Raw genomic sequence first — 24,182 nt, 5'->3', positions numbered from 1 at the left:
TTTGTTTCTTTACCGTTCGGTATAACATTCAGATGTACATTATATGAATCAACCATCCTCTCCCTTCAGCAAACAGCAACTACTACCGCAAGAGGAAACGTTGGAAATTCTAAAACAAAAAGGGGAACTTTTTATAGGTATTCCAAAGGAGAACCAATATCAGGAAAAACGGATTTGCCTTACCCCGGATGCAGTAAATGCCATTACGGCCAATGGACATCGAGTCCTTATCGAATCCGGCGCTGGGGACGGTGCCAACTTTTCAGATACTGATTATACGAATGCAGGAGCGGAGATTACCAGGGATACCAAAAAGGTTTTTTCCTGTCCGTTGATACTAAAAGTGGAGCCCCCTACCCTTTCGGAAATTGACCTAATAAACCCGCAAACCATCATAATTTCTGCTTTGCAGATCAAAACACAATCCAAAAAATACTTTGAGAACCTGGCAAAAAAACGCCTAACGGCCATAGCTTTTGAATACATAAGGGATGAGGACGGAAAGTACCCTGCGGTTCGTTCCCTGAGCGAAATTGCGGGAATTTCCTCAATTTTAATAGCTTCGGAATTAATGGCGATTACCAATAAGGGAAATGGATTGATGTTCGGCAATATTAGCGGCGTTCCCCCTGTAGAAGTTGTAATCATTGGGGCGGGTACCGTTGGTGAATTTGCTGCCCGTTCCGCTTTGGGACTTGGCGCCAATATTAAAATATTTGATAACTCCATTACCAAGCTACGGAACATTCAGACCAACCTTAACCAAACAGTTTATACATCCACGGTTCAGCCTAAAAATCTTTTGAAGGCATTAAAGCGATGCGATGTCGCAATCGGTGCAACAAGAGGAGAGGACCGCTCTCCCGTTGTAGTATCCAGCACCATGGTGGAAAACATGAAAAAAGGGGCCGTTATTATCGATGTCAGTATCGATATGGGCGGATGTTTTGAAACTTCGGAATTAACAACACATGCAAAACCGACTATTGAAAAATTTAACGTGACCCATTACGGCGTTCCTAACATACCCTCCAGATATCCCAGAACCTCTTCCATATCCATCAGTAATATTTTTACGCCCTATCTTTTAAAAATTGGTGAAGATGGCGGTCTGGAGCATTCCCTTCGTTTTGACAAAGGGCTGCGCAACGGCCTTTACATGTACCATGGTATTTTGACCAATAAATCCGTCGGGGATTGGTTCGGTTTAACGTACAACGATATTAATTTTCTTATTTTTTAAACAGGCATGGCATTTTTAAAGCGTTTGGGATGGTACCTGGTAGGGCTATCCATTGGAATTGTATTTCTTGTATTTTTTCTAAAGAAAAAATCAGGGGAGAACGGTATTGACTTTTGTTACTTTCCCAATTGTAGGGTATTAAAGGATATGCGTTCCAAGCCATTGGTATTTTCTGATAACGTTGGAAAAACTAGCAAGGACTCACTTTTGATCAAATCATTTTTAAGGGATGGAAATATAGATTTTGGCAATAGCGATACGAAGACCAAGCCCTGTAAGACGTATTTGATTGAATCAGAAATTGATGGTAGGGATTGGGTTTTAACCGCCAAGAACTGTAATGATAAAGTAATCATCGAAAAAATCAAACGTAAGGATTAACCATTTACTTTATTTCTCCTCTCTCCGCTTTCTTTCTTTTTTTATCAAGTCCAGTTCACGAGTCGTTTGTCCTGCAACAGAGGTGTTTTCCTCGGCTCTCCTGATCAAATAGGGCATTACATCTTTTACCGGGCCGTAAGGAATATATTTTGCTGCATTGTAGCCCGCTGCGGTAAGATTGAATGTAATGTGATCACTCATTCCATAAAGTTGTCCAAACCAGATACCATTATCAGAAGTTTTAATGGATGCATCGCTCATTTGCGAGATAAGTTTTAAACAGCTTTCTTCATTATGGGTTCCTGCAAAAATGGAAATCCTATCCAGATGCATCATCATATAGGAAATTGCCGCATTAAAATTTTCATCAGTTGCATTTTTGGAGTTACAGATGGGGCTCTGATAATTGTATTCTTCAGCTCTTTCGTTTTCCTTTTCCATATATGCACCTCGTACCACCTTTAGACCGATTTTAAAATTTTGCTTTACAGCAGTTTCGTGCAAGGTTTTGAGATAATCCATTCTATCCCAACGGTACATCTGTATCGTATTGAAAACAACAACTTTTTCTTGGTTGTATTTATTCATCATTTGCGTGGCAATGGCATCTGCGGCATCTTGCATCCAGCTTTCTTCAGCATCTATCAATAATGCCACATCCAAATCATGGGCTTTTTTGCAGACTTGGTCATATCTATTTACAATCCTGTTCCATTCTGCAGATTCATCTTCATTTAAATCCTCGCCCAAACTGACCTTTTCGTATAGACCAAAACGTCCAAACCCCGTGGGCTTAAAAACAGCAAAGGGGATTGCCTCCTTTTTCTTTACAAAATCAAGTACTTCCAAAACCTTTCCCAAGGTAAAATCGAACTGGTTTTCAATTTTCTTGCCTTCCACCGAATAGTCCAGAATGGAGCATACGCCTTTTTTGTACAAGGTATCGATTATGGACATACAATCCTCTTCGTTAACCCCTCCGCAAAAATGGTCAAAAACAGTGGCCCTTATAAGACCTTCCACTGGTAAATGCGCCTTTATGGCAAAATTGGTAACCGCCGTGCCTATTCTCACCAAAGGCTCATTGGCAATCATTTTAAAAAGAAAATAAGCCCTTTCTAGCTGCGAATCTGTTTTTAGCTCAAAGGCAATTGCGGTATTCTCAAAATCAGGAAGCATTTTTTTTAATTCATTAAAGATTCAAATATAAGTAGTGATTTTAGAACAATATCAATGAAAATAGTCTTTATTTATCATTGTATATTTGATTATGGAATCCATTAAATCCCATTCGTACGAAGTACATCTCAAAGAACTGGCGGAAGCTGCTCTTAAACAGCATATTGCGAAAAATGATTATTCCCAAGTTTTTGTTTTAGTAGATGAAAACACAAAAAAATATTGTTATCCTGTCTTCCTGAAAAAGATGGATAGTGAAGTAGGCTGTGTTTTGGAAATCCCATCTGGTGAAATACATAAAAATATTGCTACCTGCACGGAACTCTGGGAACAGTTATCCAAAAACGATGGGGACAGAAAAAGCCTCTTGATAAATTTGGGAGGTGGTGTCTTGACCGATTTGGGGGGCTTTGTAGCCTCTACGTTTAAAAGGGGCATAGATTTTATAAATGTCCCCACTACCCTACTCTCAATGGTAGATGCATCCATTGGTGGTAAAACAGGCGTTGATCTAGGGGCACTTAAAAATCAGATAGGGGTCATCAACCAACCGCAGATGGTACTAATTTTTCCAGAATTTTTACAAACACTTGAAATTAGACAGGTAAAGAGCGGATATGCAGAAATGTTGAAGCATGGGCTTATCAAAGATGAAGAATATTGGACGGCCCTGAAAGATGAAAAGAATTTTACCGATTCAAAATGCATCAAAAAATCCATTTCCATAAAAAACGAAGTAGTATTACAGGACCCGACCGAGCAAGGAATAAGAAAAATCCTGAATTTTGGCCATACACTGGGGCATGCCATAGAATCCTATTTTCTGGACAACCCCAATAAGATAACTTTACTGCATGGAGAGGCCATAGCCATAGGAATGATATTAGAAGGATATCTTTCCCATGAATTAAAAGGGTTGTCCAAATTATCCTTACAAGAAATAAAAGAGGTTTTTTTAAAACATTTTAACCGTGTTATCTTGGATGAAGAAGATATAGTCAGCATTATTGAGCTTTTGAAATATGACAAAAAGAATTCGCATGGCGATGTCAACTTTGTGTTGCTCCAGACGATTGGAAAAGCTGTTACCGATGTGAAAGTTCCGGACAATCTCCTTCATAAAGCTTTTGCATACTACAAAGAACAATAGGTTCAAGTACAAATAATTACCATTTACAACTCTTTGTCTCCGACCAGTATAAAAAATTTATAGTTTAGGATAGTAATTAAAATATCCTTTATTATGAAACGTATACTAATCGATTACAAAAAATTGGACCATAAGGTCGCAGCGATTCTAATAGATTCCTATCCCCATGGCTATGGTGATGAAGATATCATGACACTGAAGAAACCAAGTGGTGAAATCATTGAGGCTGTTGAAGTAAAAACCAACGACACCATTTATTTGGTCAAAATAAGTAAAAGCCTTTCAAATTTTATATCAAATTTTGAAGAGATCATTGAAAAGGAACTGGAAAAGAGCGATGGTGTTAAAGATGATTTGAAAAGTGATTTACCCGTTAATCGTGAGTTTGAGACGGATTCTGATATTGAAATAGAAGGCCTATACTAAAAAATTACTTGTTAAAATTTATAAATAGCGTTCGCCGATTATCTTTAGATGATGGGTCTGGTGGCCACATATAATAAACCCCATTGCCCTTACACTCATTCCAGAACCACTGGCTGTTCCCATTCGCTTTAATACAATGTCATCAAAGGAGGCAAATAGCGAAATAGTGGCTTCGCGAACTGTACGGTACTCATTTAGTATTTCTTTTTTCGTTCGTATATCTGCCGTAGATTCCAAAACAAAATTGTCCTGTTCAAATCCTACCAATGGAGTTTTGTCGTTCCTTGCAAAACGTAATGCTCTATATTGAAATATTCTTTCCGCATCTACAATATGCATCAATACTTGGGCAACAGTCCATTTCCCAACAGCATAAGCATAATTTAATCGTTCATTTGGAATTGTCCCAACAAAAGATAAAAGTTGCTCTTTACCATCTTTTAGCTCATCCATAAGGGCTACATCTGGCAAAGCAAGAATATAATTATGATAATACGAATTGTATTCAGAGGTTGATAAATCTGACCGTAGCAAAAGAAAAATGCTTAAAGTTCATTAAAAATTGTATGCATTAAACGTTTTTTGTCGTTGATGCTTTCTTCCAATGAAATCATGGTTTCCGTTCTGCTAATACCATCTATATCATCTATTTTGAAGATTATATTTTTGGCATGTGTAGTGTCCTTGGCCCTGATTTTACAGAAGATATTGAACTTTCCTGTTGTAATATGTGCAACGGTAACGTAAGGAATTTGATTTAAACGCTCTAAAACAAACTTAGTTTGGTGGGTCTTTTCAAGAAAAATACCAACATACGCTATGAAAGAATATCCCAGTTTAACATAGTCCAAGGTTAGTGAAGAACCTTTTATGATTCCCGATTCTTCCATTTTCTTTACCCTAACATGGACAGTTCCAGCGGAAATCAATAGTTTTTTGGCAATATCCGTGAATGGAGTTCGGGTATTGTCAATCAACATATCCAATATTTGGTGATCTATTTCGTCAAGTTTTACTTTACTCATTGCGTTATTATTTTCATCAAAATTAGTTAATTAAGAAAAAATATTTAAAAAAAACGCATTTTTTTTAAATAAAATGTAAGAATTTAATCTAATTGTCCATCTAATCCTTCGCAGAAAGGATTAAATTTAAGATATCCGGACGTTTGGTTAACCTTTGATAATCTTCCGTTAGCGTACAATCAAATGTCTGATGACCAAAGAAACCTTCTAAATGACCTACTGAGGTTAGTTCTGGTTGAAAAACAATGGTGTTGTTATTCAAAACTTCTTTAAATCTTATGCCAATTCTATCTTTTTCCATTAAATTTTGGTTGATTACCTTGGGATTTGCTATTAAGATATCAAAAAATTGTTTTTTGTTTTCTGGAATTTGGAAATAATCCGCTGTCTTGAAATTGTCGATACTGTCGGTGGCAATAATCTTCAAAGCGTCTATAATAGTCAAGAAAATAAGTTCCCGTGTTTTTTCTCTTTGGTAATCTTCTGGAAAATGTCCAGCTTCAATAAGTATGGTGGGCACCCCCTGCATCTGAAAAAAATCCCCAACACAATTATCGTTGAAGCCGTCATCATACCTTCCCACCTGCCCTGGAATCTTTTTCTGTAGTAATTCGTTCATCGCAACAATTATTTTCATTGCTATAGATCTTGTCTTATCAACACTGCGTTCTAAATTGGTGGAAGGTGACAAAAAGGATACCGTTGCGGATTTATTTGTGTTGCCGACAGAAAAAAGCGTTCGTTGATCATGGAGGTTAAAGCAAAAGTCAGGTTTAAAATCGCTAAAAAGCTTGTTTAATATTTTGCTTTCAGGCTGTGATCGCAGTTTTGCATCCCTGTTTAAATCCACGTTATTTGCATTATTCCTTGTATATGCTTTTGCGCCATCGGGATTAAGGATTGGTATTATCAATAATGTACAATTGGTCAAGATTGATTTTGCCAAAATTTCATCACTCTTCAAAAAGTTTATTGCGTCCAGTACTGCTTTTGTCGTTGTGGATTCATTCCCGTGCATTTGGGACCAAATCAATACACGCCTTTTCCCAAAACCAAGTTGGACCGAGAATATGTTTTCACCAAGCACAGAACGCCCTTCATATTTGATAAGCGACATATCCAATCCATCCATCCATTCTTTTTGAAGTTTGTCGAGATTTACATATCGGCCTTTAACTGATTTTTCTTTGTGTAATAAGTGCGCTATCATTTTAAGACTAGAAGATGTTTTTACAAAAGTAAATTTTCTTTAGGTTACAATTGTAACACATCGGTACATAGATTTAATTACATTTGTACTATAAATCATATATTAATTTTACAGATGTAAATAATTTTTATGGATATTTTTTATCAATACTTTAAATCTCTATAAAACAGTATTTTAAATACAGTTACTTCAATTATAAATTTGTATTTTAAGTATTGTTCTGAAGTCAATTTTCATAAATTCTATTTTTAAGATCAATACTTTTAGTGTTTTAATCAATTACAATTGTGAGTGAACAAATTAAAGAACGTATTAAGATAATTATTGACCATTATGGTCTAACGGTTTCTATATTTGCAGATAATATTGGGGTTCAGCGTTCGAGTATTTCCCATATTCTAAGTGGTAGAAACAAACCTAGTTTGGATTTTGTGATGAAAGTTATCCAAACGTATCCATCAGTAAATCTCTATTGGCTATTGAACGGTAAAGGACATTTTCCTGCCAAGGAGGAATCAAAGGAAAATTCCCCTACCCCAAATCCCTCCATGACAACCAATACCGATTCAAAAAATAAAATTCCAAAAATTTCACCACTAAAGGACAATATTCTAGAGCCCGTTAAAATTGTGATGTTCTATGCAAACGGAACTTTTGAGGCATTTGAGGTAAAAAAATAATGTGAGCCGTTTAACTATTTCGGTTCTTTACATTTACTTTGCAACCATGATCAAACAACTATGCCTTGCATTGCTAGCTATATTGTGTCTAAATTGCAGCGCACCACCGCAACGTAATTGTAAGGATTTTAAAACGGGAGAGTTTTCATTTACGAGCGTTATTGACGGTGAAAAAAAACAAACAACTTTTTCTAGAACAGAAGAGATTGAAATTGATTATTTTGAAGGAAAAAAAGACACATCTTCCATCAGATGGATAAATGATTGCGAGTATGTCCTGAAAAATATCAATCCCAAGAGTAAGGCAGAGGAAAAGTCCATACACATTAAAATATTGACAACCTCAGATTCTTCTTATACATTTGAATACAATGCCATTGGCGACAAACGTAGATTTAAAGGAACTGCATTTAAAACAAACTGACCATGCTTGACATTTTTACAAGTCCAGATGCCTGGATGGCATTACTTACGCTAACGTTCTTAGAAATTATCCTTGGAATAGACAATATCATCTTCATTTCCATTGCAGCTGGAAAACTCGAAAAAAAAGATAGGAAAAAAGCAACCAATCTTGGATTGATTTTGGCCATGGCCATGCGTATACTTCTTTTGTTCGGTATAACGTGGTTGACAAAAATGAAAAAGCCCTTTTTGGTTTTAGACGAATCTTGGGTAACAGGTGGGATAAGTTGGCAAGCAGTTATTTTGTTTTTGGGAGGACTCTTTCTGTTGTACAAGAGTACGAAAGAAATCCATGAAAAAATCGAGGACAGGGGCCATGACGAACGTGAGGTTACCAAGTCCCGCTCTTCATCCCTAACAAATGCAATTATTCAGATTACAGTAATCAATATTGTTTTTTCCTTCGATTCTATTTTAACAGCCATCGGCATGACCAATGGTATTTCTCCAAATCCTATGGATGCTCTGATATTGATGATAACCGCCGTTGTTATATCCGTGGTTATAATGATGGTGTTTGCAAATCCTGTCGGCGAATTCGTCAATAGACATCCTTCCGTTCAAGTGTTGGGACTATCTTTTTTGATTTTGATAGGCTTTATGCTCATTACAGAAGCAGCTCATTTATCACATCTTGTAGTATTTGATAATGAAGTCGGGGCTATTCCAAAAGGATACCTTTATTTTACGATAGCTTTCTCCATTATGGTGGAGTTCTTTGACCTGAGAATGAAGAAAAACAAGAAAAAAGCTACTGAAGTGAGTCAGGAATAGTTTTAATTAGGTCGATGAAAAGCCAATTCTGGATTTAGCTTTTTTTGTTGGTAATGTAATTTTTGCTGTTGCTTTACCGTTAGGGTGCTGCCATCATGGCTCCATCCCGGAGGTCCAAAAACATACATCAGTTTATGTGATAGTTTTTTCGATTTCTTCATATCGTTCCAAATATCCTTGAACTCATGCGTAAGTATTACAACAGGATTATAGGATTCCGGCGAATGGATTACTCCATATTTTACATCTATATCATCGTCCAATTCTTTCCAAGTTCCAAAAATCTTATCGAAGATATTTAGAAATCCACCATGATTTTTATCCAAATACTCAACATTCTGGGCATGGTGCACTTGGTGCATTGTATGGGTATTAAAAATTTTTTCCAAAAAACCCAGTTTGGGAACGTAAACCGAATGTAATTGAAACTGCCATAAAGCTTCAATTCCCAAACAAACGACTACCATTTCCGGTGGGAAACCAATAGCGGTCATCCACATATAAAAAAGTGGTTTGTACAAAATTGTAAACCATCCATTGCGTACCGCCGTTCCAAGATTAAAATTATCAGAGGAATGGTGTACAATATGTGCAGCCCATAAAAGTCGGATTTCATGATTCGCCCTATGAAACCAATAATACGTGAAATCATCTGCCAGTTGACACAAAATCCATACATACCAAGCATAACCGAAAGATTCATACCCTAAAAAGTTTTGGCGCACTCCGTCTACCAAAGGATTGCATAACTCATAAACTCCTTCAAAAAGCACTATAGCGAATATTACCTTAAACAAAGGACCCAATATTGCCGACCCTACTCCCATAAAACCGCTCGCGGCCAAATCCTTCCAATTGTATAAATGATTATCACCGTGGGCTTTGCTGTATGTAAGCTCGAATAGGATAAAAGCAATAAAAACGGGCACTCCGTAAACTAACGGGTTGGTGAAATCCATAAAAAATAATTAAGTAATGGGTTAGCGTGTATAATACATGAACGGTAAAATAGGTAGAATAATGCACTAAAACAAAGTTGTTTGATCAGAACCTTCATCTTTTGAATCTATACTATTATCGGTATTACTTATAGACTCTTCATCAACCACCTCAATCTCATTGGTTGGTCGTGTTTCCGGTTCTTCAAACGGCAAGGATTCCAAAATGTTAATATTTTTGATTTTTTCAGCGGTCAACTGATTCCCTAAGGCTTTTATTCCTTTTACCGTAATAAAGCTTTCCACATCCACCTGCTGATTTGGCTTCGCATCTTTACCCCTTGGTTTTGGAAATTCAATTTCAATAACGGGCCGCCAATCTGTAGAGACCAATTCCAAATAGGATTTTGGATGCTCGGATATTACCAATTCTTCCTTACCGGGATTCTCTATCAAAAAACGTTTAATGTAAAACCTGTCCTTTTCACCTTCATAGTGTACTATGGATATAGGTTTTTTTGGGTTCCATTTTTCCAGTACGATCATATCATCGCTAAAACGGGCCAATAGCTCGGGAAGTATGGTCTTCACCATTCCTTTTTGATCAATGACAAGCAACAAATCTTCAGCTTTGAAATCACCTAGCAATTCTCCCCTTCCATCAACATTCAATCGTCCTACAATTTCATCGAACCAGATTTTTCTTGGTTTTAGGGTAGATAGTCCTTTTTCTTTTAATTCGATTCGCTTTACGGGGTATTTAGTAACAATATTTCCTTTAGATCCCCTGCCCTTAATGAGAACATCGGCGAAATCTATATCCCATTTCAATTTCTTTATGCTCCCGGATTGACGCAAAAGCACAGTGATTACCTCGGCCTCCCCATTTGGATTTGCCGAAAAATAGAGAACATCCGAATTGGCTTTTCCGCTTGTTAGATTATACGTTTTGTCTCTGGTGATACTGGTGACATTAAATCTTTTAATATAGCTTGGTCCACCCCTGCCGTCCTTGTAGACCATATTGTAAATGGTTCTATTGTCCTTTTTCTTAAAAACTGCAACATGGATGATGTTCTTCCCAACAAATGTTTTTGAATCGACTTTTGTTATCATCATTTCTCCAATTTTGGTAAAAACGATAATATCATCAATGTCACTACAATCCGTTACATATTCATCTTTTTTGAGTGAGGTTCCTACAAAACCCTCTTCTCGATTTACATATAGTTTGGTATTTCTGATCACTACTTTGGTGGCCTCAATATCATCGAATACCTTTATTTCCGATTTACGCTCCCGCCCTTTTCCGTATTTCTTTTTAAGTTCTTTGAAATAGTCTATAGCATAATCCACCAAATGCTCTAGATGGTGTTTGGTCTGGGCAATTCTTTCATCCAAGCTATCGAGAAGCTGCTGTGCTTTTTCTAAATCGAATTTGGATATACGTTTGATGCGGATTTCGGTCAAGCGAACAATGTCATCTTCCGTTACGGCTCTTTTCAGATTTTCTGTGAAAGGCTTTAGACCTTTGTCAATAGCAGAAATAACCCCTTCCCAGGTTTCCTCTTCTTCAATATCCCGATAAATCCTGTTCTCGATAAAAATGCGTTCCAAAGAAGCAAAATGCCATTGTTCCTCAAGTTCACGAAGTTGTATCTCCAGCTCGGCCTTTAACAGTTCAACCGTATAGTCCGTAGAACGCTTAAGCATTTCCTTTACGCCTATAAACAAAGGTTTGTTATCCTCAATGATACAGCCCAATGGCGAAATGGAAGATTCACATGCCGTAAACGCGTATAGTGCATCTATGGTTTTATCCGGCGAAATTCCACTGGGTAGATGCACAAGAATTTCAACCTCTGCTGCGGTGTTGTCTTCAATTTTTTTAACCTTGATCTTACCTTTGTCGTTGGCCTTTAGAATGGAATCTATCAATGAAGATGTATTGGTTCCATACGGTATTTCGTTTATGACCAATGTGTTTTTATCAAACGTTGAAATTTTGGCCCTGACCCGAATTTTACCTCCTCGCATGCCTTCATTATAGTTGGTAACATCAATAATTCCGGCTGTGGGGAAATCCGGGAAAATCTGAAAACGTTGTCCTTTCAAATGTTTTATGGAAGCATCTATGAGCTCATTAAAATTATGGGGCAATACTCTTGTGGATAGTCCAACAGCGATACCTTCGGCTCCTTGCGCCAACAACAACGGAAACTTTACGGGAAGGCTTACGGGCTCTTTTTTTCTCCCGTCATAAGAGAGCTGCCATTCCGTAATTTTTGGACTGAAAACAACTTCTAGACCAAACTTTGAAAGTCTTGCCTCTATATATCGTGATGCGGCCGCACCATCTCCTGTTAAAATATTTCCCCAGTTGCCCTGCGTATCAATCAGCAAATCTTTCTGTCCTATCTGGACCATGGCATCTGCAATACTGGCATCTCCGTGCGGATGGTATTGCATAGTATGGCCTACCACATTGGCAACTTTGTTGTACCTACCATCATCCAGTTCTTTTAAGGAATGCATTATTCTGCGCTGAACAGGTTTAAAACCATCTTCAATGGCAGGTACCGCACGTTCCAGAATAACATAGGAAGCATAGTCCAAAAACCAGTCCTTGTACATTCCGGTCACTTTGGTAAGCGTATCTTGGGAACCGTTTTGGTTTTCTAGACCTTCATCATTCAAATCTTCATTCTCTTCCATTTAGAAGGATGTGCGTTTTAATTGTTTTGCAATTGGTTTTCGTCTATTAAATCAAGTTCTACTTTAAGGTTGTTTATTATGAATTCCTGTCTGTCAGGCGTATTTTTGCCCATATAAAATTTTAAAAGGTTATCGATACTCATGGCCTTGTCCAACATTACAGGCTCCAATCGGATATCATCTCCAATGAAGTGTTTAAATTCATCAGGGGAAATTTCCCCCAAACCCTTAAAACGGGTAATTTCCGCTTTACCGGTAAGCTTTTCAATCGCTGCTCTTCTTTCTTCTTCGCTATAGCAATAAATGGTCTCTTTTTTATTTCTTACCCTAAACAATGGGGTTTGCAAAATGTAAAGATGGTTTTCCTTTATCAGCTCAGGGAAAAATTGCAAAAAGAATGTAATTAATAACAATCTTATGTGCATTCCGTCAACATCGGCATCCGTGGCGATCACAATATTGTTGTAGCGCAAATCTTCCATTGATTCCTCGATGTTCAATGCCGCCTGCAACAAATTGAATTCCTCGTTCTCATAGACGATTTTCTTGGACATACCATAGGAATTCAGTGGTTTTCCCCTTAAACTGAAGACAGCTTGAGTATTGACATCCCTAGATTTTGTGATGGACCCTGACGCGGAATCGCCCTCCGTTATAAACAGCGTGGATTCCAATCTCCTATCCTTCTTCATGTCTTGAAGGTGAACACGACAATCGCGCAATTTTTTATTGTGCAAACTTGCTTTTTTTGCACGATCCCTAGCTAATTTCCGAATTCCTGAGAGTTCTTTTCGTTCTTTTTCCGCTTGTACGATCTTTCGTTGTATGGCGTCTTTTGTATCTTGGTTTTTATGCAGATAATTGTCCAGATATTTGCCAATAAAATCATTGATATAAGTACGGACCGTTGGTAAATTTCCTCCCATATCCGTAGAGCCCAATTTTGTCTTTGTCTGACTTTCAAATACGGGCTCCATAACTTTTATGGCTATAGCGGAAATAATGGATTTTCTTATATCCGAAGCATCATAGTTTTTTCCATAATGTTCTCGAACCGTCTTTACCAATGCCTCCCTAAATGCGGCTTGATGTGTTCCTCCCTGTGTGGTGTGCTGACCGTTGACAAAAGAGTGGTATTCTTCGCTATATTGTGTTTTGCTATGTGTTAGGGCTACTTCGATATCATCGCCCTTTAGATGAATGATGGGATATAGAAAGTCCTCTTGATTATTGTTGTCCTCCAATAAATCCTTCAAACCATTTTCAGAATGGAATTTTTCGCCATTGAAGACAATGGTGAGGCCAGGATTTAGATATACATAATTTTTGAGCATGCGCTCCACATACTCGTTCCTATACTTATACTTTTTGAAGATTGTTTCATCAGGAACAAAACTTACTTTGGTACCTCTCCGTTTCGAAGAATCCTCCAATTCCTCGTTCACCAGGTTTCCAGCCTTAAATTCGGCGATTTTTTGTTGGCCATCTCTAATAGAAGCTACTTTGAAGGAATTTGAAAGTGCATTTACAGCTTTTGTACCAACACCATTGAGGCCAACGGATTTTTTAAAAGCACGGGTATCATATTTTCCGCCAGTGTTCATTTTAGAGACGACATCCACGACTTTTCCTAAGGGGATTCCCCTACCATAATCACGAACGTTGACGGTATTATCCTTGATAACAATTTCTATGGTCTTGCCGGCACCCATGACAAACTCATCGATACAATTATCGATGACTTCCTTTAAAAGAATATAGATGCCGTCATCAGCAGAAGAGCCATCTCCCAATTTACCAATGTACATTCCAGGGCGCATACGGATGTGTTCCTTCCAATCCAGGGAACGGATATTATCCTCAGTATACTTGGTTTCTGCCATTAGATAAGGGTTAGCTTCGCTAATATAGAATTTAGACACAAAAATAAATGGACAGCCGCAATAAAGTAATTAACAAATACTGTTGATATGATAAAGTATTAGAGCTTTACACTAAACATTGAACCTAAAGTGCATGACATCACCGTCTTTTACTACATATTCCTTGCCTTCAACACGCATTTTCCCTGCTTCTTTCACTTTGGACTCGCTTCCGTAAGCTACATAATCATTATAGCTTATGACTTCTGCTCGAATAAATCCTTTCTCAAAATCCGTATGGATTACACCTGCTGCTTGAGGGGCTGTAGCGCCAACGGGAATCGTCCAAGCTCTCACTTCTTTGACTCCGGCAGTAAAATAAGTATCCAAATTTAACAAAGAATAAGCTCCTCGGATTAATTTGGCCGATCCCGGCTCTGAAAGCCCCAAATCCTCTAAAAACATTTGACGCTCTTCATAAGTTTCCAATTCTGTAATATCGGCCTCGGTTCCTACTGCTAGGTAGATTACTTCAGCATTTTCTTGGGCAACAGCGTTCTTTACTTTTTCAACATATGTATTGCCATCAACAGCAGCACCTTCGTCTACATTGCAAACATACATTACCGGTTTATCCGTAATCAACTGTAAAGGCTTAACATATTCGGTACGGTCATCTTCGCTGATTGTTATTGCCCTAACGGAAGTCCCAGCATCCAAACCTTCTTTTAAAGCAGAAAGAACAGCTGCTTCTTTCTGTGCTTCTTTATTTCCTGTTTTTGCGGCTCTTTTAACTTTATCAAGCTTCTTTTCAACACTTTCCAAATCTTTCAATTGGAGCTCCATATCAATTGTTTCCTTATCCCGAATAGGGTCAATTGAACCATCAACATGTACAATATTGTCATTATCAAAACAACGGAGCACGTGAAGAATAGCATCTGTTTCCCGAATGTTTCCCAAAAACTGGTTTCCAAGTCCTTCGCCTTTACTGGCACCTTTTACCAATCCTGCAATATCTACGATTTCAACCGTAGCTGGAATTACCCGTTCCGGATTCACCAATTCTTCCAGTTTTTCCAAGCGGGCATCCGGAACACTAACAACCCCTATGTTAGGTTCGATAGTGCAAAATGGGAAGTTGGCACTTTGAGCTTTTGCGTTGGACAAGCAATTGAACAAAGTCGATTTTCCTACATTGGGCAATCCTACAATACCGGCTTTCATATATTATTTGGATTTGAGATATTAGAATTAAGATATGTGATTTTATATACGAGGATTGACATTTCAAATTTTATGTAAAATATCAACCAACAATTACTGACTATTGACCACTAACCACTAAATTACTGACTACTGATTTTCAGCGTGCAAATATAAGTTGAAGTTTTGATGGTAACATGATTCTTTTAATACAAAATCTGACGGACAAAAAATACGTACAGCGCATATCCAATACTGGCCATAATGGTAAGGATTGCAATTAAGGAGAGGAAGCAACCCGCCTTTTTCCAAAATCCGTTATATATTTCTTCTTTTTCTTGCATAAAAAAGAGGCTGTCTAAAAAGCCTTTCCACAGTCAGTTAGAGCGGAGTCGAGAACTTTAACATATTGATTTTGAATACATCTCCATTCCGCTCGATGTGAAAGTTAATTTAAGATATATCTTTTTAGACAGTCTCCCAATTTAAAAGACTTTTATTCTTATTCCTCAGGATGCATAAATTTCTGTTTTCCTAGCAGTTCTTCTTCCGTTTCTACAATATCTTCATCCGGGACACAACAATCCACAGGACATACCGCAGCGCATTGCGGTTCTTCATGAAAACCCATACACTCGGTACATTTATCTGGGGATATATAATATATTTCATCGCTGATGGGAACTTGAACATCATCGGCATTAACAGCCTTTCCGCTGGGAAGAACCACATCTCCGGAGAGTGAAGTGCCGTCGCTATAACGCCACTCATCTGCTCCCTCATAAATTGCGGTATTTGGGCATTCAGGCTCGCAAGCCCCGCAATTGATGCATTCGTCTGTTATAATGATTGCCATAATTTTCTTTTTCTTGGTACGCCGTAATTATTTGGGCATGCTTACTTTTACACAAAAATAAACCCTAGTGGTTTAGTGTACAAATATAATGACGGCACATAAATCAATATTGGAAGCTTTTGTTAAACTTGGAAATTATATCCATGATCACTGCGATAATCACAATATAAAAACCAATAATAAATACAATGATTTGAATGATGTTATCATTCGAGCAGGACAGCAAAATGGTTGGTTTACCAAGGAAAGTGTATTATTCTCCCTTGAGCAGTGGTCAAAGCAATTGACCCATGAAAATTTGACCAAATGGTTATCAAAGTACAAGCAAAATCGAACAAGTGAGCCAAAAACTGTTGGTGTCATTATGGCCGGCAATATCCCTTTGGTAGGGTTCCATGATTTTCTATGTGTATTATTAACGGGCAATAAAGTTTTGGCAAAACTATCCTCAAATGATACCGTATTACTTCCCTATTTTGCCAATTATTTAATTGAGCAGGAACCATCCCTAGTAGACAAAATAGTATTCACAGAAGGAAAATTTGAAAACTACGATGCAGTGATTGCCACCGGAAGCAATAACACCGGTCGATATTTTGAGTACTATTTTGGAAGAAAACCAAGCATTATTCGAAAAAATCGTAACGCCGTTGCTGTATTGACAGGTAAAGAGACTAAAAATCAGCTTCGGGAATTAGGAGAAGATATTTTTAAATATTTCGGTCTTGGCTGTAGAAATGTTTCAAAAATATACGTTCCCAAAGCATATAATTTTGATGAATTCTTTAAGGCGATTTTTGGTTTTCAAAAAATTATATATCATCATAAATATGCGAATAACTATGATTATAACAAAGCCGTTTATTTGATGAGCGAGTTTAAGATTTTGGACAACGGATTTCTGATTTTAAAAGAAGATACGAGCCTTTCATCCCCTATTGCTTCCTTATTTTACGAATATTATGATTCACTTCCAAGATTAAGGGAACAAACAAACATTCAAAAAGAAGAAATCCAGTGCATAGTTTCTGAAGGATTATTTTCTAATGAAATACATTTTGGCGAAACCCAAAAACCAAGATTAAACGATTATGCCGATGGTGTTGACACTATAGATTTTTTATTACAGCTCTAAAAGATTTCAAATGCTAAAAGCTGTTTCTATATCAAAGATTTTTTAAGACCTTTATTGCTTGATTAAATTACAGAACACTGACTCAATTTTTATTTGAACTAATGAAATTTACTATTGATAAACCAACATATGAAAAAGCACAATTTTAGCGCAGGGCCTTGTATTTTGCCACAAGAGGTTATGCTGAAAGCTTCCGAGGCAGTTATGGAACTGGATGGAATAGGTCTTTCTTTGATAGAGATATCCCATAGAAGCAAGGAGTTTGTGGCAATTATGGAGAAAGCACGTTCTTTGGCCCTGGAACTTTTGGATTTAGAAGGAAAAGGTTATCAGGCGTTGTTCCTTCAAGGGGGTGCCAGTATGCAATTCCTTATGGCCGCTTATAACTTATTGAACAAGAAAGCAGGATATGTAAATACGGGAACCTGGAGTTTAAAAGCTATCAAAGAAGCCAAATTGTTCGGTGAAATAGTCGAAGTAGCTTCTTCACAGGACCAAAATTTCAATTACATTCCAAAGGGCTACTCGATTCCCTCAGATTTGGACTACCTCCATCTTACATCCAACAACACTATTTTCGGAACCCAGATAAAGAAATTTCCAAAAACCGATGTTCCTTTAGTTTGTGACATGAGTTCTGATATCTTCTCGCGTCAAATGGATTTTTCAAAATTCGATTTGATATATGCAGGTGCTCAAAAGAATATGGGCCCTGCAGGAACTACACTTGTTGTCGTTAAAGAAGATATTCTTGGGAAAGTTTCAAAAAAAATACCTTCCATGATGGATTACGGAGTACACATTGGTAAGGACAGCATGTTCAACACGCCACCCGTTTTTGCTGTTTATGTTTCCATGTTGACCATGCAGTGGCTAAAAGACCTTGGTGGTATTGCGGCAATCGAGGAAATCAATGAAAGGAAAGCCAATCTCATTTATTCTGAAATCGAACTCAACCCTGTTTTCTCAGGCTTTGCCGCCAAGGAAGACCGTTCTATCATGAATGCAACTTTTAATATTACAGATGACTCCCTAAAAAATATTTTTGAGGAAAAATGCAAAGAAGCAGGAATCAATGGAATCAACGGGCATCGTTCCGTAGGCGGTTACCGTGCATCCATGTATAATGCCCTACCCCTTGATAGCGTAGGGGTGTTGGTGGATATTATGAGTGAACTTGAGAAGAAAGGGTGATCAATCCATCAGTTTTAAGTGCAAAGTGTTAAGTTTTGAGTATTGATAGAAGAAAAGAGACAAGTCTACAAGACAAGCTTATACATAACAAAAGAGCAAGAATAAAGAAAAGAGAATTAAGAATAGAGAACCAAGAATTCAACACTTATGAAAATACTGGCCAATGATGGCATCGCTCAATCCGGAATCGATTTACTTGAAAAAAAAGGTTTTGAGGTCATTATGACCAAAGTTGCAAAAGAACAACTTGCCAACTTTATCAACGAACATAAAATTACAGTATTATTAGTGCGAAGTGCGACCGAGGCTAGAAAATCCTTAATAGACGCTTGTCCCACTCTTAAGTTGATTGGCCGAGGTGGTGTAGGCATGGACAATATTGATGTGGATTATGCAAGATCAAAAGGCATCCATGTAATCAACACACCTGCTGCTTCCTCGGAATCGGTTGCGGAACTGGTCTTTGCCCATTTATTGAGTGGAGTGCGTTTTTTGTATGATTCCAACAGAAACATGCCTTTGGACGGTGACAGTAAATTTAAGCAATTAAAGAAAAGCTACAGTGGAGGCTCAGAGCTCAAAGGAAAAACATTGGGAATCATAGGCTTTGGAAGAATTGGTCACGCTACAGCTAAAATAGCCCTGGGTTTGGGAATGAAAGTTCTTTTTAACGACCATCATACCACAGAACACACCTTGGAACTCTCTTTCTATGATGGACAAACCGTGAAGTTCACCCTAAAAAACTGTGAATTTGAGACGTTGCTCAAAACTTCCGACTTTATAACAGTTCATGTGCCATCACAAAAGAAATATGTATTGGGCAAAACGGAATTCGATAAAATGAAAACAGGTGTGGGAATAATTAATGCCTCTCGCGGCGGTGTATTGGATGAAGTGGCTTTAATTGACGCTTTAGATAATGAAAAAGTGGCTTTTGCAGGGTTGGATGTCTTCGAGTCTGAACCCAGTCCCGAGATTAGAATATTAATGCATCCAAAAATATCCTTGACACCTCATACGGGAGCTTCAACTGAAGAAGCCCAAGAACGTATCAGCTTGGAGCTTGCCCATCAAATAATAGATTTATTAAAGTAGTCCATTTTTGGTCAAAGAGCTTTTCTATAGGTTCTTTTTTGTATTTTGTGCTATTAACTAAACACTATAGAAATGTCAGGATTAATGGATTTATTAACTAGCCCAACGGGCAGACAATTAATTAACGGAGTTTCCAATCAAACGGGACAATCAGAAAATAAAACTGCAGAAGTTTTGAGCATGGCCATGCCCTTGATCATGGGAGCCATGAAAAAGAATGCAAATACTACCAATGGAGCACAAGGTTTGATGAGTGCTTTATCATCAAAGCATGATGGCAGCATTCTAGACAATTTGGGAGGTTTGTTTGGTGGAGGTGTCGATGATAGTGTCATAAATGACGGGGCAGGGATCTTGGGCCACGTTTTTGGCAATAAACAACCACAGGTGGAAAATGCGCTGAGCAATAAATCAGGAATTGATTCTGGTTCAGTTTCACAAATATTGAAAATTGCCGCTCCAATTTTATTGGGTTATTTGGGCAGACAGACAAGACAACAAAAAATAAGCAGTCCTGAGGGACTAAATGGGCTTTTAGGCGGATTGATGGGCGGTAATACTGCAGCTAACAAACAGCAGTCACTAATAGAAAGTTTTTTGGATTCCGATGGAGATGGCAGTATAATGGATGATTTGGCGGGAATGGTTCTAAATGGCGGAAATAAAAAAAGTAGTGGCCTCGGCGGTGTGCTCGGAGGACTTTTCGGCAAATAAAGCATCTTAACAATAATTAACAAAGCCATTTGGAATTCTGAATGGCTTTTTTTGTAAATTATAATCATGAAAAGAAAAGAATTACGCAAAATCATTATTTTTCTATTGATTCCGATAATAGTGGTATCATGTTCTACACATAAAGAGGCCATTAAAGTTTCAGAAGATGAACAAGCGTACTTTGATATGGAAGAAGGTGAGGCCGTGGAAATCAAGGATGAGGAATCTGAATATGAAATTATTATTTTGGAACCAGGTTTCAATGCTTGGCTGTTAAGTGTTGCACAGCCAGAAGGTTATTATTCCCAGAACTTTCTTGAGAATAGAAACGATATTTTGGTCATTAATTGGAACCAAAGAGTAATGCAACCACAACTGTTCGATCCAAATTTATATATATTTCAAATCGACTATGATCCCAATATTGATTACGGATACGAAGTAAATTATAAGCTTTACAATTATTTTATTTATTTTCAGAGAAAATACAATCAGCGGTTGGGACCTTTCTTTCCTAGAATTTAATATGCTATTTTTGCATTGAATAGCATTTGATGGAAAAATTAAAAAAACGCTGGGGCATTGAGTCCAACTTTCAAATAGTCGTCATTTTCATTGTCTTTGCCATAACAGGAAGTTGTGCAGCAAAATTGGCCGCTCCCTTAACTGATTTAATAGGGTTACAAAAAGGAAACGTTTCCAATTGGATTTACTGGCCCGTTAGAATCCTTTTGATTTTCCCAATTTACCAAGTTCTACTGGTTTTTTTTGGATGGCTTTTTGGCCAATTTCGATTTTTCTGGGATTTTGAAAAAAAGATGCTCAAACGCATGGGCTTGGGTTTCTTAATCTCTTAAATTATATTTTTATTAACATTATTTAATCTGTCAATTTGCATAGATTTGTATCATGTTGCAGATGAGAAAGATTATTGGTCTCTTGCTTTTTATCTTTTTGATGCTTATCAAAGTATCGGCTTTACATGTGTATGCCCATCAAAGTAATGATTGCGACACTATTGAAAATTGCGATATCTGTGACATCGCACTTGAAAATCAATCTTCTGATTTGGAGATTCCTTCCTTACCTATCCTCTCTAGTTCCAAAGAGATAGTACAAGTTAAACGATTTACAGAAAAGGCTCAAGTATTTTTCAGGGAGTCCAATACGTATCAACTCTTCTCTAGGCCCCCTCCTCTTTTATAAGAATTTATTAAAATTACCTAGTATCTAAATTTAGGACTGGGATAATTAGATCTTTTACAAAGATTCTTAAAATAGCTCTTTCAAGTTAATTTATGGTTTTTAATATAGAATTCGTCAACAACGTGAATTACAATAGTTTCATTGAGAACTATAACCATTCTATAAAAGATCATAAGACTGCTCAAACTCCTTTGTATAATAAAATATAATGAAGCTAAGGCCTTTATTGTTTTTTCTATTTATTTCATTTTTGACTATAGCACAAAATAAACCGTGTACATACACAATCAGTGGCAAGGTGCTGGATGCTGAAACCAAAGCAGCAATACCTTATGTGACCGTGAGGGTAAATGGCACAGAAAAATATGATCTGACCAATAAAGATGGTGCGTTTTACATTGAAGGACTATGTTCTGATACAAATACGCTAACAATTTCTTGTCTAGGATATTCTGATTCAACACACGAGCATAATCATGAACATGGTGCACTGCCCCATATCTTTTTAACACCAAAAGTGGTAGGGTTGGACGAGGTAACTATTCAAGCAGAAAAAAATAGGGAAAAAGGCACAAAATCAATTTCACAGATTACTTTGAATAAATCAGAAATCAATAGTGACTTTACCCAATCTTTAGCAGCTGTACTAGCAGAGCAGCAAGGCGTCACATTTGCCTCGACGGGTACTAATGTGCAATTACCTGTAATACATGGTTTGTTTGGAAATCGGATTTTAATCTTAAATAATGGCTTCAAGCATGGTTTTCAAAATTGGGGAACAGACCATGCACCAGAAATAGATATTAATTCTGCAAATAGTGTTACCGTCATCAAAGGCGCTTCAGGGGTCCGTTTTGGACCAGAAGCACTGGGTGGTGCCATTATTGTTGAATCCAATCCGTTGCTGCTCAACAATCCATTGTATGCCAATGTAGGAACTGGTTATCAAACCAATGGTCGTGGAATTAATGCTAACCTGGAAATAGGTAAAGGCTCTAAAGAGTGGAGTTATTTTTTAAATGGAAATTATACGAAAATCGGTGACCGTAGTGCCCCCGACTACAATCTTACCAATACAGGAAAAGAAGAGAAAGCTTTTAGCTTTGGCGTTTTACGCCATCTTAAAAATTGGGACTTTAAAATATACTACAGCTTCGTAGATCAGAATCTGGCACTTTTACGTTCATCCGTAGCAAGCAGCTCTAACGCTTTTATAAGAATCATCAATTCCGATGAACCTATCATTATCAATCCCTTTTCTTATGATATTAATGAGCCCAAGCAAGAAACCCAACATCATTTGGCCAAAGCGGAAATAAACTGGTGGTATTCCAAAGAAGGTAAACTTACCTTTCGTGGAGGAGTTCAACTAAATAAAAGAGATGAATTTGATGTAAGAAGAAATGCTGAGCTGCCTATTATCGACCTTGATTTAATGACCTATGATTATCAACTGGAATGGAAACATCCCAATTGGAACGGATTGGAGGGCTTGCTAGGCATCCAATACTTTGGTCAGAACAACGATAACAATCCAGGTACCCAAACTACTCCATTCATCCCAAATTACAATACAGATCGGTATAGTGCCTTTATAAGTGAAAGCTTGGAGTTTGAAAAAAATACTTTGGAAGCAGGCCTTAGGTTCGATTTTGAATCTAATGATGTACGAGGACGCGAAACCAATCAAGATATTTTTAGGGACAATTATAATTTTACCAACCTTACGGCATCTATCGGTTTTGTAAGAGAACTGTCTGAAAACAGTACTTTTAGAACAAATTTAGGTACCGCTTGGCGTACACCCAATGTAGCGGAACTTTTCAGCTTTGGACAAGAGGGCTTCAAGACTACCTTTGGACTACTTCGGTTTACCGATATCGATGGCGAACTTAGTACAGATGAAGTAACGCCTTTAAGTGAGAGTCAGGTCGACCCAGAAAGAGGATATAAGTTCATCAATGAATTTCAGACATACAAAAATGGCAATTTCCACAACCTGACCGTTTACTCACACTATATTGAGAACTACATTTTTGATAGACCTTTAGGTGTGTTTGGAACGATTAGAGGTCCTATGCCCGCATTTATTTTTGATCAAGCAGATGCATTGTTTCTTGGAGCTGATTACAGTTGGAAAAAAGATTGGACCAAAACCATCTCGGGAACTTTTGGATTCAGTTATCTATGGTCAAGAAATATAGGTGAAAACGAACCCTTGATAAACCAACCCCCTATTTCAACAAGTTTTGAATTACAATGGGACCAAGGAAAACTTTGGGAGTTTGAATCTTCAAAGTTTATGATTAGGCCAAGTTATACCTTTCAACAATTTCAAGCACCTCGAAGGGTTTCTCCAGAAAGTTTGGTCGATGGTTCTGTTACCATTACCACACAATCAGAAATCTTTGATTTTATAGATGCGCCTGAAGGTTATTTTCTGCTTGACCTTAGGTGGAGTTTTAAATGGAAAAATCTTAACGGAAGTATTACCGCCCAAAACCTTTTGAATACTGGTTATCGCGATTATCTCAATGAAATGCGATATTTCGCTGATGAACCTGGCAGAAATATTCTCTTTGTGTTGAATTATACCTTTAAAGCAAATAATAATGATTAAGAAAAATGCCCCTAAAACTAGGTCCACCACAACCAGACCTCCTTGATTTTTTTAAAATAAATGAAACCGTTATAAATAATTAAAAACAATTAAAAAAAAGTAAAA

At 37.4% G+C, this 24,182-nt stretch carries 24 protein-coding genes; 15 read left to right on the top strand and 9 right to left on the bottom strand.

Annotation, left to right across the window (positions count from 1 at the left end; genetic code table 11):
- The first annotated feature begins 43 nt into the window (after window positions 1-43).
- Both HME9304_RS15025 and HME9304_RS15020 read left to right on the top strand, forming a co-directional pair.
- Complete coding sequence (locus HME9304_RS15025; RefSeq protein ID WP_112379357.1) at window positions 44-1,243, top strand: alanine dehydrogenase; 1,200 nt, start codon at window positions 44-46, stop codon at window positions 1,241-1,243.
- A gap of 6 nt (window positions 1,244-1,249) precedes the next feature.
- Window positions 1,250-1,624, top strand: coding sequence for a DUF4258 domain-containing protein (locus HME9304_RS15020; protein ID WP_112379356.1), 375 nt, complete (start codon window positions 1,250-1,252; stop codon window positions 1,622-1,624).
- A 9-nt stretch (window positions 1,625-1,633) separates the two neighbouring features.
- Here HME9304_RS15020 and HME9304_RS15015 read toward each other — a convergent pair whose 3' ends face one another.
- Complete coding sequence (locus HME9304_RS15015) at window positions 1,634-2,803, bottom strand: proline dehydrogenase family protein (protein ID WP_112379355.1); 1,170 nt, start codon at window positions 2,801-2,803, stop codon at window positions 1,634-1,636.
- Between the two features lie 91 nt (window positions 2,804-2,894).
- Between HME9304_RS15015 and aroB the strand changes: the two genes are divergently transcribed.
- On the top strand, window positions 2,895-3,953 hold the full coding sequence (gene aroB / locus HME9304_RS15010) for a 3-dehydroquinate synthase (protein WP_112379354.1): 1,059 nt from the start codon (window positions 2,895-2,897) through the stop codon (window positions 3,951-3,953).
- A 93-nt stretch (window positions 3,954-4,046) separates the two neighbouring features.
- The gene (locus tag HME9304_RS15005) at window positions 4,047-4,379 is read left to right on the top strand and encodes a hypothetical protein (protein ID WP_239023315.1); all 333 of its coding nucleotides are present in this window, start codon (window positions 4,047-4,049) and stop codon (window positions 4,377-4,379) included.
- An 18-nt stretch (window positions 4,380-4,397) separates the two neighbouring features.
- On the opposite strand, the gene HME9304_RS15000 is transcribed toward HME9304_RS15005, so the two are convergent.
- The 3 genes from HME9304_RS15000 to HME9304_RS14990 form a co-directional block, all read right to left on the bottom strand.
- Complete coding sequence (locus tag HME9304_RS15000; RefSeq protein WP_112379353.1) at window positions 4,398-4,913, bottom strand: DinB family protein; 516 nt, start codon at window positions 4,911-4,913, stop codon at window positions 4,398-4,400.
- 11 nt (window positions 4,914-4,924) lie between these two features.
- Complete coding sequence (locus HME9304_RS14995; RefSeq protein WP_055392737.1) at window positions 4,925-5,404, bottom strand: Lrp/AsnC family transcriptional regulator; 480 nt, start codon at window positions 5,402-5,404, stop codon at window positions 4,925-4,927.
- Window positions 5,405-5,504: 100 nt separating this feature from the next.
- Complete coding sequence (locus tag HME9304_RS14990) at window positions 5,505-6,614, bottom strand: M14 family metallopeptidase (RefSeq protein ID WP_112379352.1); 1,110 nt, start codon at window positions 6,612-6,614, stop codon at window positions 5,505-5,507.
- A 287-nt stretch (window positions 6,615-6,901) separates the two neighbouring features.
- Between HME9304_RS14990 and HME9304_RS14985 the strand changes: the two genes are divergently transcribed.
- From HME9304_RS14985 to HME9304_RS14975, 3 genes are read left to right on the top strand one after another with little or no spacing between them, the layout of a single operon-like run.
- A complete protein-coding gene (locus HME9304_RS14985; RefSeq protein ID WP_112379351.1) occupies window positions 6,902-7,294 on the top strand; it encodes a helix-turn-helix transcriptional regulator in 393 nt (130 codons plus the stop codon).
- Between the two features lie 46 nt (window positions 7,295-7,340).
- Complete coding sequence (locus HME9304_RS14980; RefSeq protein WP_112379350.1) at window positions 7,341-7,718, top strand: DNA topoisomerase IV; 378 nt, start codon at window positions 7,341-7,343, stop codon at window positions 7,716-7,718.
- 2 nt (window positions 7,719-7,720) lie between these two features.
- Window positions 7,721-8,533 carry a TerC family protein gene (locus HME9304_RS14975; RefSeq protein WP_112379349.1) on the top strand — a complete coding sequence of 271 codons (813 nt, stop codon included), beginning with the start codon at window positions 7,721-7,723 and terminating at the stop codon, window positions 8,531-8,533.
- A 2-nt stretch (window positions 8,534-8,535) separates the two neighbouring features.
- Here HME9304_RS14975 and HME9304_RS14970 read toward each other — a convergent pair whose 3' ends face one another.
- From HME9304_RS14970 to HME9304_RS14950, 5 genes are all read right to left on the bottom strand, one after another.
- On the bottom strand, window positions 8,536-9,492 hold the full coding sequence (locus tag HME9304_RS14970) for a sterol desaturase family protein (protein ID WP_112379348.1): 957 nt from the start codon (window positions 9,490-9,492) through the stop codon (window positions 8,536-8,538).
- A gap of 66 nt (window positions 9,493-9,558) precedes the next feature.
- Window positions 9,559-12,186 carry a DNA gyrase/topoisomerase IV subunit A gene (locus HME9304_RS14965; RefSeq protein WP_112379347.1) on the bottom strand — a complete coding sequence of 876 codons (2,628 nt, stop codon included), beginning with the start codon at window positions 12,184-12,186 and terminating at the stop codon, window positions 9,559-9,561.
- A 17-nt stretch (window positions 12,187-12,203) separates the two neighbouring features.
- The gene (locus HME9304_RS14960; protein WP_112379346.1) at window positions 12,204-14,069 is read right to left on the bottom strand and encodes a DNA topoisomerase IV subunit B; all 1,866 of its coding nucleotides are present in this window, start codon (window positions 14,067-14,069) and stop codon (window positions 12,204-12,206) included.
- A 111-nt stretch (window positions 14,070-14,180) separates the two neighbouring features.
- On the bottom strand, window positions 14,181-15,275 hold the full coding sequence (gene ychF / locus HME9304_RS14955) for a redox-regulated ATPase YchF (RefSeq protein ID WP_112379345.1): 1,095 nt from the start codon (window positions 15,273-15,275) through the stop codon (window positions 14,181-14,183).
- A gap of 481 nt (window positions 15,276-15,756) precedes the next feature.
- Window positions 15,757-16,110: a 4Fe-4S dicluster domain-containing protein gene (locus HME9304_RS14950; protein WP_112379344.1), complete on the bottom strand. Its 354-nt coding sequence runs from the start codon at window positions 16,108-16,110 to the stop codon at window positions 15,757-15,759.
- A gap of 88 nt (window positions 16,111-16,198) precedes the next feature.
- On the opposite strand from HME9304_RS14950, the gene HME9304_RS14945 reads away from it, so the two are divergent.
- From HME9304_RS14945 to HME9304_RS14910, 8 genes are all read left to right on the top strand, one after another.
- Window positions 16,199-17,245 carry an acyl-CoA reductase gene (locus tag HME9304_RS14945; protein ID WP_112379343.1) on the top strand — a complete coding sequence of 349 codons (1,047 nt, stop codon included), beginning with the start codon at window positions 16,199-16,201 and terminating at the stop codon, window positions 17,243-17,245.
- A gap of 129 nt (window positions 17,246-17,374) precedes the next feature.
- Window positions 17,375-18,439, top strand: coding sequence for a 3-phosphoserine/phosphohydroxythreonine transaminase (gene serC / locus HME9304_RS14940; RefSeq protein ID WP_112379342.1), 1,065 nt, complete (start codon window positions 17,375-17,377; stop codon window positions 18,437-18,439).
- 147 nt (window positions 18,440-18,586) lie between these two features.
- The gene (locus tag HME9304_RS14935) at window positions 18,587-19,537 is read left to right on the top strand and encodes a D-2-hydroxyacid dehydrogenase (RefSeq protein ID WP_112379341.1); all 951 of its coding nucleotides are present in this window, start codon (window positions 18,587-18,589) and stop codon (window positions 19,535-19,537) included.
- Between the two features lie 72 nt (window positions 19,538-19,609).
- A complete protein-coding gene (locus HME9304_RS14930; RefSeq protein WP_112379340.1) occupies window positions 19,610-20,251 on the top strand; it encodes a DUF937 domain-containing protein in 642 nt (213 codons plus the stop codon).
- 66 nt (window positions 20,252-20,317) lie between these two features.
- Window positions 20,318-20,776, top strand: a complete 459-nt coding sequence (locus HME9304_RS14925) for a DUF6146 family protein (RefSeq protein WP_112379339.1) — start codon at window positions 20,318-20,320, stop codon at window positions 20,774-20,776.
- Between the two features lie 29 nt (window positions 20,777-20,805).
- Window positions 20,806-21,108 (top strand): DUF6787 family protein, encoded by a 303-nt coding sequence (locus HME9304_RS14920; protein ID WP_112379338.1) that lies wholly within the window; start codon window positions 20,806-20,808, stop codon window positions 21,106-21,108.
- A 61-nt stretch (window positions 21,109-21,169) separates the two neighbouring features.
- Entirely contained in the window at window positions 21,170-21,457 is a 288-nt protein-coding gene (locus tag HME9304_RS14915; RefSeq protein WP_123877537.1) for a hypothetical protein, read from the top strand.
- A gap of 208 nt (window positions 21,458-21,665) precedes the next feature.
- Window positions 21,666-24,077: a TonB-dependent receptor gene (locus HME9304_RS14910; protein WP_239023314.1), complete on the top strand. Its 2,412-nt coding sequence runs from the start codon at window positions 21,666-21,668 to the stop codon at window positions 24,075-24,077.
- Window positions 24,078-24,182: the final 105 nt, after the last annotated feature.

The sequence above is a fragment of the Flagellimonas maritima genome, assembly GCF_003269425.1.
Lineage (GTDB): Bacteria > Bacteroidota > Bacteroidia > Flavobacteriales > Flavobacteriaceae > Flagellimonas > Flagellimonas maritima.
Note: the sequence above shows the minus strand (reverse complement) of the source record. Positions and strands in the feature narration are given on the sequence as shown.

Coding starts and splice junctions, on each gene's coding strand:
- HME9304_RS15015 (WP_112379355.1), bottom strand. CDS start 2,803: ATGCTTCCTGATTTTGAGAATACCGCAATTGCCTTTGAGCTAAAAACA.
- HME9304_RS15005 (WP_239023315.1), top strand. CDS start 4,047: ATGAAACGTATACTAATCGATTACAAAAAATTGGACCATAAGGTCGCA.
- HME9304_RS14970 (WP_112379348.1), bottom strand. CDS start 9,492: ATGGATTTCACCAACCCGTTAGTTTACGGAGTGCCCGTTTTTATTGCT.
- HME9304_RS14960 (WP_112379346.1), bottom strand. CDS start 14,069: ATGGCAGAAACCAAGTATACTGAGGATAATATCCGTTCCCTGGATTGG.
- HME9304_RS14910 (WP_239023314.1), top strand. CDS start 21,666: ATGAAGCTAAGGCCTTTATTGTTTTTTCTATTTATTTCATTTTTGACT.
- HME9304_RS14920 (WP_112379338.1), top strand. CDS start 20,806: ATGGAAAAATTAAAAAAACGCTGGGGCATTGAGTCCAACTTTCAAATA.
- aroB (WP_112379354.1), top strand. CDS start 2,895: ATGGAATCCATTAAATCCCATTCGTACGAAGTACATCTCAAAGAACTG.
- HME9304_RS14950 (WP_112379344.1), bottom strand. CDS start 16,110: ATGGCAATCATTATAACAGACGAATGCATCAATTGCGGGGCTTGCGAG.
- HME9304_RS14925 (WP_112379339.1), top strand. CDS start 20,318: ATGAAAAGAAAAGAATTACGCAAAATCATTATTTTTCTATTGATTCCG.
- HME9304_RS14990 (WP_112379352.1), bottom strand. CDS start 6,614: ATGATAGCGCACTTATTACACAAAGAAAAATCAGTTAAAGGCCGATAT.
- HME9304_RS15025 (WP_112379357.1), top strand. CDS start 44: ATGAATCAACCATCCTCTCCCTTCAGCAAACAGCAACTACTACCGCAA.
- ychF (WP_112379345.1), bottom strand. CDS start 15,275: ATGAAAGCCGGTATTGTAGGATTGCCCAATGTAGGAAAATCGACTTTG.
- HME9304_RS14945 (WP_112379343.1), top strand. CDS start 16,199: ATGACGGCACATAAATCAATATTGGAAGCTTTTGTTAAACTTGGAAAT.
- HME9304_RS14965 (WP_112379347.1), bottom strand. CDS start 12,186: ATGGAAGAGAATGAAGATTTGAATGATGAAGGTCTAGAAAACCAAAAC.
- serC (WP_112379342.1), top strand. CDS start 17,375: ATGAAAAAGCACAATTTTAGCGCAGGGCCTTGTATTTTGCCACAAGAG.
- HME9304_RS14980 (WP_112379350.1), top strand. CDS start 7,341: ATGATCAAACAACTATGCCTTGCATTGCTAGCTATATTGTGTCTAAAT.
- HME9304_RS14975 (WP_112379349.1), top strand. CDS start 7,721: ATGCTTGACATTTTTACAAGTCCAGATGCCTGGATGGCATTACTTACG.
- HME9304_RS15020 (WP_112379356.1), top strand. CDS start 1,250: ATGGCATTTTTAAAGCGTTTGGGATGGTACCTGGTAGGGCTATCCATT.
- HME9304_RS14935 (WP_112379341.1), top strand. CDS start 18,587: ATGAAAATACTGGCCAATGATGGCATCGCTCAATCCGGAATCGATTTA.
- HME9304_RS14995 (WP_055392737.1), bottom strand. CDS start 5,404: ATGAGTAAAGTAAAACTTGACGAAATAGATCACCAAATATTGGATATG.
- HME9304_RS14915 (WP_123877537.1), top strand. CDS start 21,170: ATGAGAAAGATTATTGGTCTCTTGCTTTTTATCTTTTTGATGCTTATC.
- HME9304_RS14930 (WP_112379340.1), top strand. CDS start 19,610: ATGTCAGGATTAATGGATTTATTAACTAGCCCAACGGGCAGACAATTA.